This is a genomic window from Pseudomonas sp. G11-1 (assembly GCF_024031555.1).
Lineage (GTDB): Bacteria > Pseudomonadota > Gammaproteobacteria > Pseudomonadales > Pseudomonadaceae > Halopseudomonas > Halopseudomonas bauzanensis.
This window is the reverse complement of sequence record NZ_QEYQ01000001.1, coordinates 1218313-1232072: the sequence shown is the minus strand read 5'-3', so window position 1 is coordinate 1232072 and position 13760 is coordinate 1218313. Positions and strand designations below refer to the sequence as shown.

Sequence of the window (13760 nt, the reverse complement as noted above, 5' to 3'; positions counted from 1 at the left end):
GTGAGATGAAATCAGGCCATTGATGATGCTGTCGCGTTTACCTGATTGTTGAAGGTGCGCCGATAGCTGGACGGTGACGTGCCCAGCTGCGCCGCGAACTGCTGACGGAGCGCCAACGGCGTACCGAAGCCCACCGCCGAGGTAATGCGCTCGATCGACAGATCGGTGGTCTCCAGCAATTGCTGGGCTCTGGCCACCCGTTCAGCATTCAACCATTTGGTGACGGTAGTACCGGTGGCCTCCCGGAAACGCCGGGTAAAGGTGCGCCGGCTCATTTTTGCCACCTCGGCGAGGGCGTCGAGTGACAGCGGTTGCGCCAGGTTCGCCCGCGCCCACTCCAGTACGCCGGGCAGGCGGTCATCGTTGGCACAGCGTGGCACCGGCCGCTCGATGTATTGCGCCTGGCCGCCGGCCCGGTGCGGCGGGGTGACCAGCAGCCGGGCGACATGGTTGGCCGCCTCGGAACCATGGCGCTCGCGCAGCAGGTGCAGACAGCAATCGATGGCCGCGACCGTGCCGGCAGAGGTAACAATATTGCTGTCGGCAACATAGAGCACGTCGGGCCGGAACAGGGTGCGCGGGAAGCGCTTGGCAAACATCTCGCGCGCGGCCCAGTGAGTAGTGGCTTCGCGGCCATCCAGCAAGCCCGCATGGCCCAGCGCAAACGCGCCCAAGCACAGGCCCACGATCAATTTGCCCTGCTCGTGGGCCTGTTGCAGTGCTGCTGTAAGCTCGGGAGAGGTGAGCTCCCCGGGATCACTCCAAGCCGGCACGATGATGATATCGGCCTTCGCCATGGCATCGAGACCGTGGGGCACATCGATCATCACGCCCTGATCACTCCGTATCCGGCCCGGATTCTGCGTGCAATACAGCACCTCATAGCGAGCAGGAGCGATCCCTTCATCCGCACCGAAGACCATGCCGGGGACGGAAAGGTGGAATAGACTGACCCCGTCAAAGGCCAGTACGACTACACTGATGTCGGACATGGAATTACCTCTCGAGCGAAGTAGCAGCGGGTGGAAAACGGGTTGCCCAAATTTATCCTATATAGGGTATCGGGTCAAAGCGGCTATTTTGGATGGCAGCTGCAGGAGTGGCCCATTTATATCGAATATTGTCATATAGGCCACTTTTTTTGATTGCTGAGGGGGCCGACAATGGCAGCACCTTCACTGGCTATCCCTGGAGAAACACATGACCATGAAAACCCTTGCCAGCTCGCTCGCTGTGGCCCTGAGCCTGAGCATCGCTGCGACATTTGCCCATGCACAACCTGCTACTTCTGCTACCAGCGCATCCGCTACTACCGAGGCTGTGCAGTTGCAGCAGATCCGCAATGCCACGGTGAAGATCACCTACGGCGACACCACCTTCCTGATCGACCCGATGCTGTCGAAAAAAGGCACCTATCCCGGCTTCGACAACACCTATCGCAGCAACCTGCGCAACCCGCTGGTAGACCTGCCCATGTCCGAGAAGGACGTTATTGCAGACGTCGACGCAGTGATCATCACCCATACCCATCTTGATCATTGGGACGATGCTGCCCAGCAGTTGCTGCCGAAGGATATCCCGCTGTTTGTGCAGAACCTGGCTGATGCGTTGATGATCCGTGGACAGGGTTTTACCAACGTTCGCATCCTTTCCAAGGCCGAGTTCGAGGGCGTGACCCTGAGCCAGATTGGTGGCCAGCACGGCACTGACGAAATGTATGCCTCGGCGGAAGTGGCAACTTTCCTCGGTGAGGCGATGGGGGTGGTATTCCAGTCGCCAGGCCATGACACGCTGTATCTGGTAGGTGACACCGTTTGGCGCGATGAAGTGGATATGGCGCTTGCAGACTACGCCCCGCAGATCGTCCTGATCAACGCAGGCTATGCAATGATGAATGGTTTTGATGGCTCGATCATCATGGGCAAGGAAGATGTACTGCGGGCGGCCAAGACAGCGCCGGATGCCACCATCGTTGCCACGCACATGGACGCCATCAACCACATGGCTCTGACCCGCGAAGAGCTGCAGTCATACGTGCAGGAAAAGGGTATCGCGGATCGCGTTGAAATTCCGGAAGATGGCGCGACGCTCAACTTCTGAGACTGTAATAGCGATATCAAGCCAGGCTGCTGTTAAAAGCAGCCTGGCTTTTTTGTGCCTGGGCTCCGGTGATTCAGTAACAAAGGGGAACCGTCCTTTCGAACGCGGCGCATCATGAATATGACTAAAGACGTAGTGAAATCATTTCATTGTTACTAAAGCAAGGGCACAGCATAAGATATATCCCAACGATAGGAAGTATAAAGATTACTGCGAGAAAAAAGCCAGAGATCTGGTTTGTCTCGAAAATCAGGGTTTCAAATTGCCATGTGTAAAGAGTTTGCATTTACTGTAAAAAGCATTTGTTTCGATGAGAACTACCAGCCCTCAGCCAATACGCGTGCCACAACCAATTTTGCTAATTTGGCTAGAGGGGAGAGTCGCCAAGAGAATTTGCGTAACACCTTGAACATGATTGACAATCGTTTTAATGCGCTGGCGCATTGGGATAATCCCAAAGGCGACCGTTATACTGTCGTGCTTGAAATTATCTCTGTTGAGATGAATGTTGATGCTGAAAACAGTGGTGATGCGCTCCCATTGATTGAGATATTGAAGGCGAGTGTTGTTGATCGGAAAACTGACGAGCGCATTGATGGTGTTGTAGGGAATAATTTCTCCTCGTACGTGCGAGATTATGACTTCAGTGTGCTTTTGCAGGAGTACAATAAGAGTCGGTCCGCATTTAGTACGCCAGATGACTTTGGCGATTTGCATGGCAAACTGTTCCAGTGTTTCGTTAACTCAAATGCGTACAAAGAGAATTTTAGCAAGCCGCCGGTTATATGCCTAAGTGTTTCGAGTAGCAAGACCTACCATCGGACTGAAAATCAGCACCCTGTATTGGGCGTGGAGTATCAACAAGATGAATACTCGTTAACTGACGAGTACTTCAAGAAAATGGGGTTGAAGGTTCGCTATTTCATGCCCCCAAATAGTGTTGCGCCTTTGGCTTTCTATTTTTCTGGTGATTTGCTTGTTGATTACACCAATCTTGAGCTTATCAGTACCATCAGCACGATGGATACTTTCCAAAAGATCTACCGGCCTGAGATATATAATGCGAACTCTGCAGCGGGAAAATCCTATCAACCCCGTTTGGATAACCAGGATTATTCGTTAACGCGAATTGTTTATGACCGAGAGGAGCGCAGCCGACTGGCTATTGAGCAGGGAAGGTTTGTTGAGGAGCACTTTATCAAGCCACACCGGGCTGCTCTTGAGCAGTGGTCCGCTAATTACGCTCTTTGACTAATCAACAACACAGGTCATCTATTATGAAAAAATTGTTGCCCACATCAACGGCTGGCAGCTTACCCAAACCCTCTTGGTTGGCACAACCTGAAACACTTTGGTCTCCTTGGAAATTGCACGAGGAGGGATTGGTTGAGGGAAAACAAGATGCTTTACGTGTGTCGTTGCAAGAACAGCAGCAAGCAGGTATTGACATTGTCAGTGATGGTGAGCAAACGCGCCAGCATTTCGTCACTACCTTTATTGAGCACCTCAGCGGCGTTGATTTTGAAAAACGTGAAACCGTTAGAATTCGTGATCGCTATGATGCGAGCGTACCGACGGTCGTGGGTGCTGTTACGCGGCAAAAGCCGGTTTTTGTTGAAGATGCCAGGTTCTTGCGTCAGCAAACCAAGCAACCCATAAAATGGGCTCTGCCAGGTCCCATGACTATGATCGATACGCTGTATGATAATCATTATAAAAGCCGCGAAAAACTGGCTTGGGAGTTTGCGAGGATTCTCAATCAAGAAGCCAGAGAATTAGAGGCCGCGGGTGTTGATATTATCCAGTTTGACGAGCCCGCATTTAATGTTTTCTTTGATGAGGTGAATGATTGGGGTATTGCCACTCTGGAAAGGGCGATTGAAGGCCTTCAATGTGAAACGGCTGTGCATATTTGCTACGGCTATGGCATCCAGGCCAATACAGACTGGAAAAAGACCCTGGGGTCAGAGTGGCGACAATATGAAGAGGCTTTTCCCAAGCTGCAAAAATCCAGTATCGATATAGTCTCACTGGAATGTCACAACTCCCATGTTCCGATGGACCTCATTGAGCTCATTCGAGGCAAAAAAGTCATGGTAGGGGCCATTGATGTGGCAAACCATGCGATTGAAACACCAGAAGACGTTGCCAGTACCCTGCGCAAAGCGCTTCAGTTTGTAGATGCCGAAAAGCTCTATCCTTGCACCAACTGCGGCATGGCGCCATTGCCTCGGCGAGTGGCAAGAGGCAAGCTGAATGCGTTAAGCGCAGGTGCGGACATCGTCCGAAGAGAGCTCTCGAGCCAGAGCTGAACTGACGTTGGAATGGGGGGTGGAGAGGGTTGATTCGGTAAGCCTTCCTTAACACCTTCGAGCTACACCCAATATTCAGGACCTACTATGTCGCTTCCCTGTACAGCTATCGAGCCATTGAGCTTTCGCAAAGCGCTCGGGCATTACGCATCCGGTATCACGGTGATCACATCACACATTGATGGCGAGCCGGTTGGCTTCACTTGCCAGTCATTTTACAGCGTGTCGATGAGTCCGCCGCTGGTGTCATTCAGCGTTAAGTCCAGCTCGTACAGCTATCCTGGAATTCGCCAGGCCGGTCGATTCGCAGTCAATATCCTGTCAGGTGAACAGGTCAATATCTCTAACCAGTTCGCTCGGCAAGGCACGGACAAGTGGCACGGAATCAAATGGCGGGCATCGCCGCTGGGGAATCCGATCATTGCCGACAGCCTGGACTGGCTTGATTGCGAAATTCACGCTGAACATGCCGCAGGTGATCACCTGATCGTGATTGGTGAAGTGAAAGCGTTAAACCTGCAAGAAGCTGCTGCTGCGCAGCCACTACTGTATTTCAAAGGACAATATTGCAACCTCACCGCGCACGGCGGGGTTTGAGGGTTCAGTGCTCGGGCTTTTCGTGTTTGGCAAAGTGGCAGATCTGACGCCACGTCAGTTAGCGATGGCTGGAGCGGTATGCCGCTTTGCAGATGGATTAGCTCCGGTTGCTCGGGGAGGCGCGGTTATGGGTTGTCTCTGAATATTGATTGTCGTCGCTGTGTATACAGACTCAAATCTGATTGAACGAGTAGGCGCGGTCAACTGGTATGAGGCGCTGAACCGCTCATCAGATTCCTTGGTAGGTCACCCTGCGATCGGATGCCGTATCATGGCTGGAAAACGGATTAAGAGTTCCCCTGCACCGGAGAAATCGCTATCAGCAAACAGGCCACACTTCGCGAGCGACGCAGCTGGTGGCAACGCCTGAGCCACTGGCGTGAAGACCGACAGTTGCGCCGGCTGGCCGTATCCGCCGAGCAATGGCAGCACGCGTTGGGTGACTGGGCGGTTTACCGGCGTTACTCGCCGGAGCAGCAGCGCCGTATTCAGGAACTGGCGCTGCGCCTGCTGCTGCGCAAGCATCTGGTGGCGGTCAACGGCGCCGAACTGGATGATCGCCTGCGTCTGCGCATCGCCGGGATGGCAGTGGTGCCGGTACTGGAATTGGGGCTGGACTGGTACGACCGTTGGCAGACCCTGATCCTCTACGACGGGCCTTTCGTTGCCGAGCACAGCTGGGAGGATGAATATGGCATCGTCCATCAGGAAGTCAGTGAGCGTAGTGGCGAAGCCTGGGAGCGCGGGCCGGTGGTGTTGTCGCTGGAGGATGTCTGTCATTCGGGGCAGGGCGATGGTTACAACGTAGTCATCCACGAACTGGCGCATACCCTGGATATGCGCGACGCCAGCGCCAATGGCGCGCCGCCGCTGCATCCCGGCATGGATGCGGCGGCCTGGCAGCATGATTTTGCCGCGGCCTGGAATGATCTGGCGCGCAGGGCCGACAACGACGAGCCGTTGCCGGTGGATGATTACGCGCTGGAAGACCCGGCGGAATTCTTCGCCGTGCTGTCGGAAACCTTCTTCGAACAGCCCGAGCCACTGCAGGCAGCCTGGCCTGCGGTGTATCGACACCTGACGGGTTTCTACCGTCAGGATCCGCTGTCCTCAAGACCGTAGGTCTGCAATCGGTCGATCAGAGCTCGGATCACCTTCGGCAAAGCCTCCAGATCCCGTAACAGAATGCTGCGTTCACGCACGCGCCAGGGCTCATTCAGCTCGATCACCGCGAGGTTCATGGTGCGCTGGTGACGGCGGGCGGCAGAATCCGGCATCACCGCCAGACCGACCCCGGATTCGACCAGCCGGCACATGGCCTCGAAGCTGTAGACCTTGATGCGCATGTTCAGACTGTTGCCGTTCTCGGCGACCTGCTCCTGCAGAAATCGCAGCAGGGTGGTGCCTTCATGCAGGCCGATATGGGGATAGCCCGCGGTTTCCGCCAGCCTGATGCTTTGGCGCCCGGCCAGCGGGTGATCTTTGGGGGTGACCAGCACCAGCCGGTCGGTGCTGAAGTGAATCACTTGCAGGTTCTCGGCTTTGACCGGCCCGGCGATGATGCCCAGGTCGGTGGAACCATCCAATACGCCACGCACGATATCCCGGCTCAGGCGTTCCTGCAGGTCCACCGTTACACCCGGGCGCTCAGCCAGAAAGTCGCCGAGAATCTCTGGCAGGAACTCCGTGGCCGCAGTGGTGTTGGCGAAGATTCGGATATGCCCGGCGGCGTCGGTGCCGTATTCGGTGAATTCGCTTTTCAAGTAATCCACTTGGCGCATGATCAACCGCGCATGCTGCAGAAACAGCTGGCCGGCCGGGGTCAGTTCCACGCCGCGACTGTCGCGGTAGAGCAGGCGGTTGCCGACCTCGGTTTCCAGACTCTTGATGCGGGCGCTGGCGGCGGCGGGTGAGATGAACGCCTTGCGTGCGCCCTGAGTCAGGCTGGGCGACTCGGCGATATGAATGAATAGACGAAGGTCTGATAAATCGAAATGCATGCTGAGCTGTATCCCGCGAAAAAGCTGCCGTGCGGCGTTGGCGTTAAGTAAAACCGAACGCCCCCTTCCCGAAATGTAGATTCACAGATCGGTAGCCCCTTGGCAATGATATTGAAAAATACAAGCAAGCCATGGGATTCAACCGATGAGCGAATCAGTATTATCCGCCTGGATCGGACGCAGCGAAGAAGTTCATGATCACCTCAGCCTGACCCTGCTTCAGCGCATCGCCGCCACCCTGGGCGAGCCGGCGCCACAGGCCGGTGATGCCTTGCCACCGCTGTGGCAGTGGTGCTTTTTCCAACCGGCGGTAGCGGAAGCCGGGCTCGGCGGCGACGGTCACCCAGCCCGTGGCGGTTTCCTGCCGCCGGCGGACAACCGCAATCGCATGTGGGCCGGCGGGCGTATCGAGTTTCACCAGCCGCTCCGGGCCGGGGCTGATGCCAAACGCATCTCCACCATTCTCAAGGTTGAAGAGAAGCACGGCCGCACCGGTGCGCTGCTGTTCGTCACCGTCCAGCACGATTATCTGCAGGAAGAGGAACTGGCGCTCCGCGAGGAACAGGATATCGTCTACCGCGAGCCCAGCCCACCAAAACTGGCCACTGGCGCAGCACTGCCCGAGGGTGATTGGCGGGAGCCGGTCACACCCAGCCCAACCCTGCTGTTCCGTTATTCCGCCGTCACCTTCAACGGTCACCGTATCCATTACGACTGGCCCTATGTCACCGAGACCGAAGGTTATCCGGGTTTGGTGGTGCACGGGCCGCTGATCGCCACGCTGAATCTGCGGGCCTTCTGTCGGGCCAACCCGCAGGCGCGCCTGCGTCGTTTCGCCTATCGCGGTGTTCGGCCGCTGATTGCGCCGCAGAACTTTGTCGTGGGCGGTCGCCGCACCGACACCGGCGAGGCCGAGCTGTGGGCAGGCAATAGCGACGGCATCGCCCAACAAGCCGAAGTGCAATTCGACTGACTCTCCATCGACAGAATCCGACGCCTGCGGCAGCCATGGCGCGCCGGGGCCGACCCTGAACCAGAGGAACCGAGATGAATCCCTACCTGAACGAAGAATACAACGCCATCCGTGAAGGCGTGCGCGCCCTGTGCGCCGAGTTTGACGGCGAATACTGGCGCAAGATCGACGAAGCCAAGGGTTTCCCCGAGGCGTTCGTCACGGCGCTGACCCAGGCCGGTTGGCTGTCGGCGATGATTCCCGAGGAGTACGGCGGTTCGGGGCTGGGACTGGCTGAGGCGTCGATCATTCTGGAAGAGGTCAACCGCTGCGGTGGCAACTCCGGCACCGTGCACGGGCAGATGTACAACATGTTCACCCTGCTGCGTAACGGCAGCGAAGAGCAGAAGAGCTTCTACCTACCCAAGCTGGCCAGTGGCGAACTGCGCCTGCAATCCATGGGGGTGACCGAGCCAACCACCGGCACCGATACCACCAAGATCAAGACCACCGCGGTGAAGAAGGGTGACAAGTATGTGATCAACGGCCAGAAGGTGTGGATCTCGCGCATTCAGCATTCCGACCTGATGATCCTACTGGCGCGGACCACACCGCTGGCCGAGGTGCAGAAGAAGGCCGACGGCATGTCGATCTTCCTCGTCGACCTGCGTGAAACCGTCGGTAACGGCATGACCGTGCAGCCGATCGCCAACATGGTCAACCACGAAACCAACGAGCTGTTCTTCGACAACCTGGAAATCCCCGAGTCGAGCCTGATCGGCGAAGAGGGCAAGGGCTTTCGCTACATCCTCGATGGCCTGAATGCCGAGCGCACGCTGATCGCCGCCGAATGTATCGGTGATGGGCACTGGTTCACCCAGAAATCCGCTGAATATGCCCGCGATCGCGTGGTGTTCGGCCGGCCGATTGGCCAGAACCAGGGCGTGCAGTTCCCGATTGCCGAGGCGCATATCGAGATCGAAGCGGCGGATCTGATGCGCTGGCGCGCCTGTGAGGAATACGACGCCGGGCGTAACGCTGGCGCGGCGGCCAACATGGCCAAGTACCTGGCGGCCAAGGCGTCCTGGGAGGCGGCCAACGCCTGCCTGCAGACCCACGGTGGCTTCGGTTTCGCCAACGAATACGACGTCGAGCGCAAGTTCCGTGAGACTCGGCTGTACCAGGTGGCGCCGATCTCCACCAACCTGATCCTGTCCTACGTGTCCGAGCACATCCTCGGCCTGCCGCGCAGTTTCTGAGCGCCACTGGATAAGCAAAGGAAAACAACATGAGTCAGCACACCCAGGCGCTTACCGAATTTCTCGCGGGGCTAAGTTACGAGCAACTGCCTGAAGCGGTCATCAGTCGTACCGAGGACCTGTTCCTCGATTGGCTGGCTTCGGCCCTGGCCAGTCAGGGCGCCCACCCGATTCCGCTGTTCGAGCGCTATGCACAGAAGATGGGACCGGCCAGCGGGCCGGCGCAGATCCTGGTCAATGGCCAGTCCAGCTCGGCCTATTTCGCCGCGCTGGTCAATGCCGCCAGTTCGCATCTGGTCGAGCAGGATGATCTGCACAACAGCTCGGTGTTGCACCCGGCCACGGTGGTATTCCCCGCCGCGCTGGCCGCCGCCCAGGACCTGGGCAAGAGTGGTCGTGACCTGATTCTGGCCTCGGTGGCCGGCTATGAGGCGGGCATCCGCATCGGTGAGTTTCTCGGTCGCTCGCATTACCGCATCTTCCATACCACGGCGACCGTTGGCACCCTGGCCGCCGCCGTCGCGGTTGGCAAGCTGTTGGACTTCGACCAGCAGCAGTTCACTGACCTGCTGGGTAGCGCCGGCACTCAGGCTGCCGGGCTGTGGGAATTTTTGCGTGATGCGGCGGACTCCAAGCAGCTGCATACCGCCAAGGCCGCCGCTGATGGGCTGCTCGCGGCCTATATGACCGCAGATGGCCTGACCGGGGCGCAGAATATTCTCGAAGGCGAGCAGGGCATGGCGGCTGGCATGTCCAATGATGCCGATCCGAGCAAGTTGTCCGACCGGCTGGGCAGCCGCTGGGCGTTGCCGGAAACCTCGTTCAAGTTCCATGCCTCCTGCCGGCATACCCACCCAGCGGCCGATGCGCTGCTGGACCTGATGCAGCGCGAGCAGCTGCAGGCCGACGACATCGCCAGCGTGGTTACCCGTGTACACCAGGGCGCCATCGATGTACTCGGCCGGGTTGTGGTGCCGCAGAGCGTACACCAGGCGAAGTTCTCCATGGGCACCGTGCTGGGGTTAGTCGCCCTCTATGGCAAGGCCGGTTTGCCGGAATTCCATGAGCATGCGCTGGTCGATCCGCGCATTGGCGTCTTCCGCGAGAAAGTCAGCATGCAGCTGGACCCTGAAGTCGATGGCGCCTACCCGCAGCGCTGGCTGGGCCGAGTCGAGGTCACCACCGGCGACGGCCGCACGCTGCACGGCAGCATCGATGAACCCAAGGGCGATCCGGGCAACACCCTGAGCCGAGCCGAGCTGGAGGACAAGTTCCGCCGCCTGGTGGCCTTCTCCGGCGCCTGCAATGCCGACCAAGCCGAAGCACTGGTGGCCCGGGTGTGGGCACTGCGTGAGCAGACGGATATGAGCCAGGTCAGCCTGGTTGGAGGGAAAGATCATGAGTGAGCAGAACCACAAACCCCGTCCCCTGGATGGGATTACCGTGATCAGTCTGGAACATGCCATTGCCGCGCCGTTCTGTACTCGGCAATTGGCCGATCTTGGTGCGCGGGTGATCAAGGTCGAGCGCCCTGGCTCCGGTGACTTCGCCCGGGGTTACGACGAGCGTGTCGATGGTCTGGCCTCGCACTTCGTCTGGACCAACCGCTCCAAGGAAAGCTTGACCCTGAATGCCAAGCAGCCTGGCGCCGACAAGGTGCTGGAGCAACTGCTGGCCAAGGCCGACGTGCTGGTGCAGAACCTGGCGCCCGGCGCTGCGGCGCGCATGGGGCTCTCCTTTGAGGCGTTGCACGAGCGCTTTCCGCAGTTGATCGTTTGCGATATTTCCGGCTACGGCGAAGGCGGCCCCTACGAACAGAAGAAGGCCTATGACCTGCTGATCCAGAGCGAGGGCGGCTTTCTCTCGGTCACCGGCGGCCCGGGTGACGACCAGATGGCCAAGGCCGGTTGCTCCATCGCGGATATTGCCGCCGGCATGTATGCCTACACCGGCGTGCTGTCGGCGCTGATGCTGCGGGACAAGACCGGCATCGGCAGCCGTATCGATGTATCCATGCTGGAAAGCCTGGTCGAATGGATGGGCTTTCCGATGTACTACGCCTACCAGGGAGCGACGCCGCCGCCCCGTGCCGGCGCGGCCCACGCCACCATCTACCCGTACGGCCCGTTCCCCGCCGGTGATGGCGGTACCGTGATGCTCGGCCTGCAGAATGAACGCGAGTGGGTGTCTTTCTGCGACAAGGTGCTGCTGCAGCCGGCACTGGCCGCCGATGAGCGCTTCTCGGCCAACTCCCGGCGCTCGGAGAACCGCGCCGAATTGCGGGCCATCATCGTCGAGGCATTCGGCAAGCTGACCGCCGATGAGGTGATTGCACGACTCGACGCGGCGCCCATCGCCAACGCCCATGTCAACGACATGGCCGGCGTCTGGGCTCACCCGCAGCTCAAGGCGCGTCAGCGCTGGAGCGAGGTGGGAAGCCCGGCGGGCTCGTTGCCGGCCTTGCTGCCGCCAGGGCGTAACGCTGCCTTCGAACCGCGGATGGACGCGGTGCCTTCGCTCGGTGAGCATACCGACAGCCTGCTCGCCGAGCTGGGCTACGCCGCGGCGGATATCGCACAGTTGCGGCAGCAGGGGGCGGTATGAATACGACCATCATCCGCACGGCGCTGTTCGTACCGGCGACCCGCCCCGATCGCATTCCCAAGGCGTTGGCCAGTGGCGCCGACCGGGTCATCGTCGACCTCGAGGACGCCGTGGCGGAGAACCTCAAGGCCGAAGCGCGGGCCAATCTGGATACCTTTCTGACCGAGAATCCCCAGGCCCGGATACTGGTGCGCATCAATGCTCCCCGGCATCCGCAGCAGGAGGCGGATCTGGAACTGTGCCGGCGGCATGCCGGTGTGGTGGGCGTCTTGCTGCCCAAGGTAGAAAGTGCCGAGCAGGTGACGCTGGCTGCTGCCAGTGGCCGCTCCGTCTGGCCAATCATCGAAAGCGCGTTGGGGCTGCAAGCGCTGCCTGCCATTGCTCAGGCAGAAGGCGTCGAGCGCCTGAGCTTCGGCGCGCTGGATCTGGGGCTGGCTCTGGGTCTGACCAGCGGCGCCGCCGCAGCCGGGCGGATGCTCGACCAGGCGCGTTACGCCATCCTGCTGAACAGCGTGGTGGCTGGGCTGGCATCGCCACTGGATAGCGTCTTCCCCGACATCAACAACCCCGACGGTCTGTCCCAGATGGCCGCCGATGCCCGGGATATGGGCTTCGGTGGAATGCTGTGCATCCACCCCGGCCAGGTGCAGGTTGTGCATGACACCCTGATGCCGAGCGCCGAAGAGTTGAGCTGGGCGCAGCGGGTCATGACCGCCGGCGCTGCTGGTGATGGTGTGTTCGTGGTCGATGGACAGATGGTCGATGCGCCAGTGATCGGCCACGCCAGGCGCGTGCTCCAGCGTGCCGGCCAACCGCCGGGCTGAGCCTCGCGGCCGACCCAGACAAAAACAAACACGATAACAACAAGAGGTAATGACCCCATGTTCAAACACCTGATCAAGGCACTGATCTGTACCCTGCCGTTGTTGGCAGGCCTGGCCCAGGCGAGCGAGCCGGTGATCATCAAGTTCGCCCATGTGGTGGCAGACAACACGCCCAAGGGGCAGGGCGCCCTGCTGTTCAAGAAACTGGCCGAGGAGCGCCTGCCGGGTCGAGTCGAGGTACAGGTCTACCCCAACTCGTCCCTGTTCGGTGATGGCAAGGAGATGGACGCGCTGATGCTCGGCGATGTGCATATGCTGGCGCCGTCGCTGTCCAAATTCGAGCACTACGCCAAGCCACTGCAGGTCTATGACCTGCCTTTTCTGTTCGATGACATGGCGGCGGTGGACCGTTTCCAGCAGAGCGAACACGGTCAGGAGTTGCTCCAGTCGATGCTGCACAAGAACATTCTCGGTCTGGCCTACTGGCACAACGGCATGCGTCAGATGTCCGCCAACAAGCCCCTGCGCGAGCCACGCGCTGCCCGCGGATTGAAATTCCGGGTGCAGGCGTCGGCGGTGCTGGACGAGCAATTCAAGGCGCTGCGCGCCATTCCTCGCAAGATGAGTTTTGCCGAGGTCTATCAGGGATTGCAGACCGGTGTGGTCAATGGCACCGAGAACACCTGGTCCAACTATGAAAGCCAGAAGGTACATGAAGTCCAGAAGTACATGACCGCCTCCGATCATGGCCTGATCGATTACATGGTGATCGCCAATGCGCGATTCTGGAATGGCTTGCCCGAGGACCTCCGCAGCGAACTGGAAGACATCCTGGCGGAAGTCAGCGTCGAGGTGAATCGCCAGGCGGAGGAGCTCAACGCCATTGCCCGCGCCCGAATTGCTGAATCCGGAGCCACTGAGATCATCCTCCTCACCCCTGAGCAGCGCACCGAATGGCGCGAGGCGATGCGTCCGGTATGGCAGAAGTTCGCCGACCAGATTGGCGCGGACCTGATTGCTGCAGCCGAAGCCAGCAACCAGCAACCCGTGAACTGACCTGCCTTGTCGCAGCCGGTAATGCCGGTTGCGGCGCTATCCGTTTTCTAATTTCC

13 protein-coding genes are annotated in these 13760 nt (G+C 59.1%); 11 read left to right on the top strand and 2 right to left on the bottom strand.

Annotated elements, in window-relative coordinates:
- Window positions 1–11: 11 nt before the first annotated feature.
- Complete coding sequence (locus DHB74_RS05660) at window positions 12–992, bottom strand: GlxA family transcriptional regulator (RefSeq protein WP_036989005.1); 981 nt, start codon at window positions 990–992, stop codon at window positions 12–14.
- A 208-nt stretch (window positions 993–1200) separates the two neighbouring features.
- Between DHB74_RS05660 and DHB74_RS05655 the strand changes: the two genes are divergently transcribed.
- The 5 genes from DHB74_RS05655 (at window position 1201) to DHB74_RS05635 (ending at window position 6131) form a co-directional block, all read left to right on the top strand.
- Window positions 1201–2100 carry an MBL fold metallo-hydrolase gene (locus tag DHB74_RS05655; protein ID WP_499160969.1) on the top strand — a complete coding sequence of 300 codons (900 nt, stop codon included), beginning with the start codon at window positions 1201–1203 and terminating at the stop codon, window positions 2098–2100.
- 267 nt (window positions 2101–2367) lie between these two features.
- On the top strand, window positions 2368–3351 hold the full coding sequence (locus tag DHB74_RS05650) for a DUF1852 domain-containing protein (protein WP_499160968.1): 984 nt from the start codon (window positions 2368–2370) through the stop codon (window positions 3349–3351).
- 26 nt (window positions 3352–3377) lie between these two features.
- Entirely contained in the window at window positions 3378–4412 is a 1035-nt protein-coding gene (locus DHB74_RS05645) for a methionine synthase (RefSeq protein WP_499160967.1), read from the top strand.
- A gap of 87 nt (window positions 4413–4499) precedes the next feature.
- Window positions 4500–5009 carry a flavin reductase family protein gene (locus DHB74_RS05640; RefSeq protein WP_499160966.1) on the top strand — a complete coding sequence of 170 codons (510 nt, stop codon included), beginning with the start codon at window positions 4500–4502 and terminating at the stop codon, window positions 5007–5009.
- Between the two features lie 312 nt (window positions 5010–5321).
- Window positions 5322–6131 (top strand): M90 family metallopeptidase, encoded by an 810-nt coding sequence (locus DHB74_RS05635; protein WP_499161032.1) that lies wholly within the window; start codon window positions 5322–5324, stop codon window positions 6129–6131.
- On the opposite strand, the gene DHB74_RS05630 is transcribed toward DHB74_RS05635, so the two are convergent.
- Complete coding sequence (locus DHB74_RS05630) at window positions 6104–7009, bottom strand: LysR family transcriptional regulator (protein WP_036989013.1); 906 nt, start codon at window positions 7007–7009, stop codon at window positions 6104–6106. The two genes, DHB74_RS05635 and DHB74_RS05630, sit on opposite strands and share 28 nt — an antisense overlap.
- A gap of 145 nt (window positions 7010–7154) precedes the next feature.
- On the opposite strand from DHB74_RS05630, the gene DHB74_RS05625 reads away from it, so the two are divergent.
- From DHB74_RS05625 to DHB74_RS05600, 6 genes are all read left to right on the top strand, one after another.
- Window positions 7155–7982, top strand: coding sequence for an HTD2 family dehydratase (locus tag DHB74_RS05625; RefSeq protein WP_036989014.1), 828 nt, complete (start codon window positions 7155–7157; stop codon window positions 7980–7982).
- 74 nt (window positions 7983–8056) lie between these two features.
- Window positions 8057–9220: an acyl-CoA dehydrogenase family protein gene (locus DHB74_RS05620; RefSeq protein ID WP_499160965.1), complete on the top strand. Its 1164-nt coding sequence runs from the start codon at window positions 8057–8059 to the stop codon at window positions 9218–9220.
- A 29-nt stretch (window positions 9221–9249) separates the two neighbouring features.
- Window positions 9250–10626, top strand: coding sequence for an MmgE/PrpD family protein (locus DHB74_RS05615; RefSeq protein WP_499160964.1), 1377 nt, complete (start codon window positions 9250–9252; stop codon window positions 10624–10626).
- The gene (locus tag DHB74_RS05610; RefSeq protein WP_499160963.1) at window positions 10619–11824 is read left to right on the top strand and encodes a CaiB/BaiF CoA transferase family protein; all 1206 of its coding nucleotides are present in this window, start codon (window positions 10619–10621) and stop codon (window positions 11822–11824) included. The genes DHB74_RS05615 and DHB74_RS05610 overlap by 8 nt, the downstream gene beginning before the upstream one ends.
- On the top strand, window positions 11821–12648 hold the full coding sequence (locus DHB74_RS05605; protein WP_036989019.1) for an HpcH/HpaI aldolase/citrate lyase family protein: 828 nt from the start codon (window positions 11821–11823) through the stop codon (window positions 12646–12648). The genes DHB74_RS05610 and DHB74_RS05605 overlap by 4 nt, the downstream gene beginning before the upstream one ends.
- Window positions 12649–12705: 57 nt before the next feature.
- Window positions 12706–13704, top strand: coding sequence for a TRAP transporter substrate-binding protein (locus DHB74_RS05600; protein WP_499160962.1), 999 nt, complete (start codon window positions 12706–12708; stop codon window positions 13702–13704).
- Window positions 13705–13760: the final 56 nt, after the last annotated feature.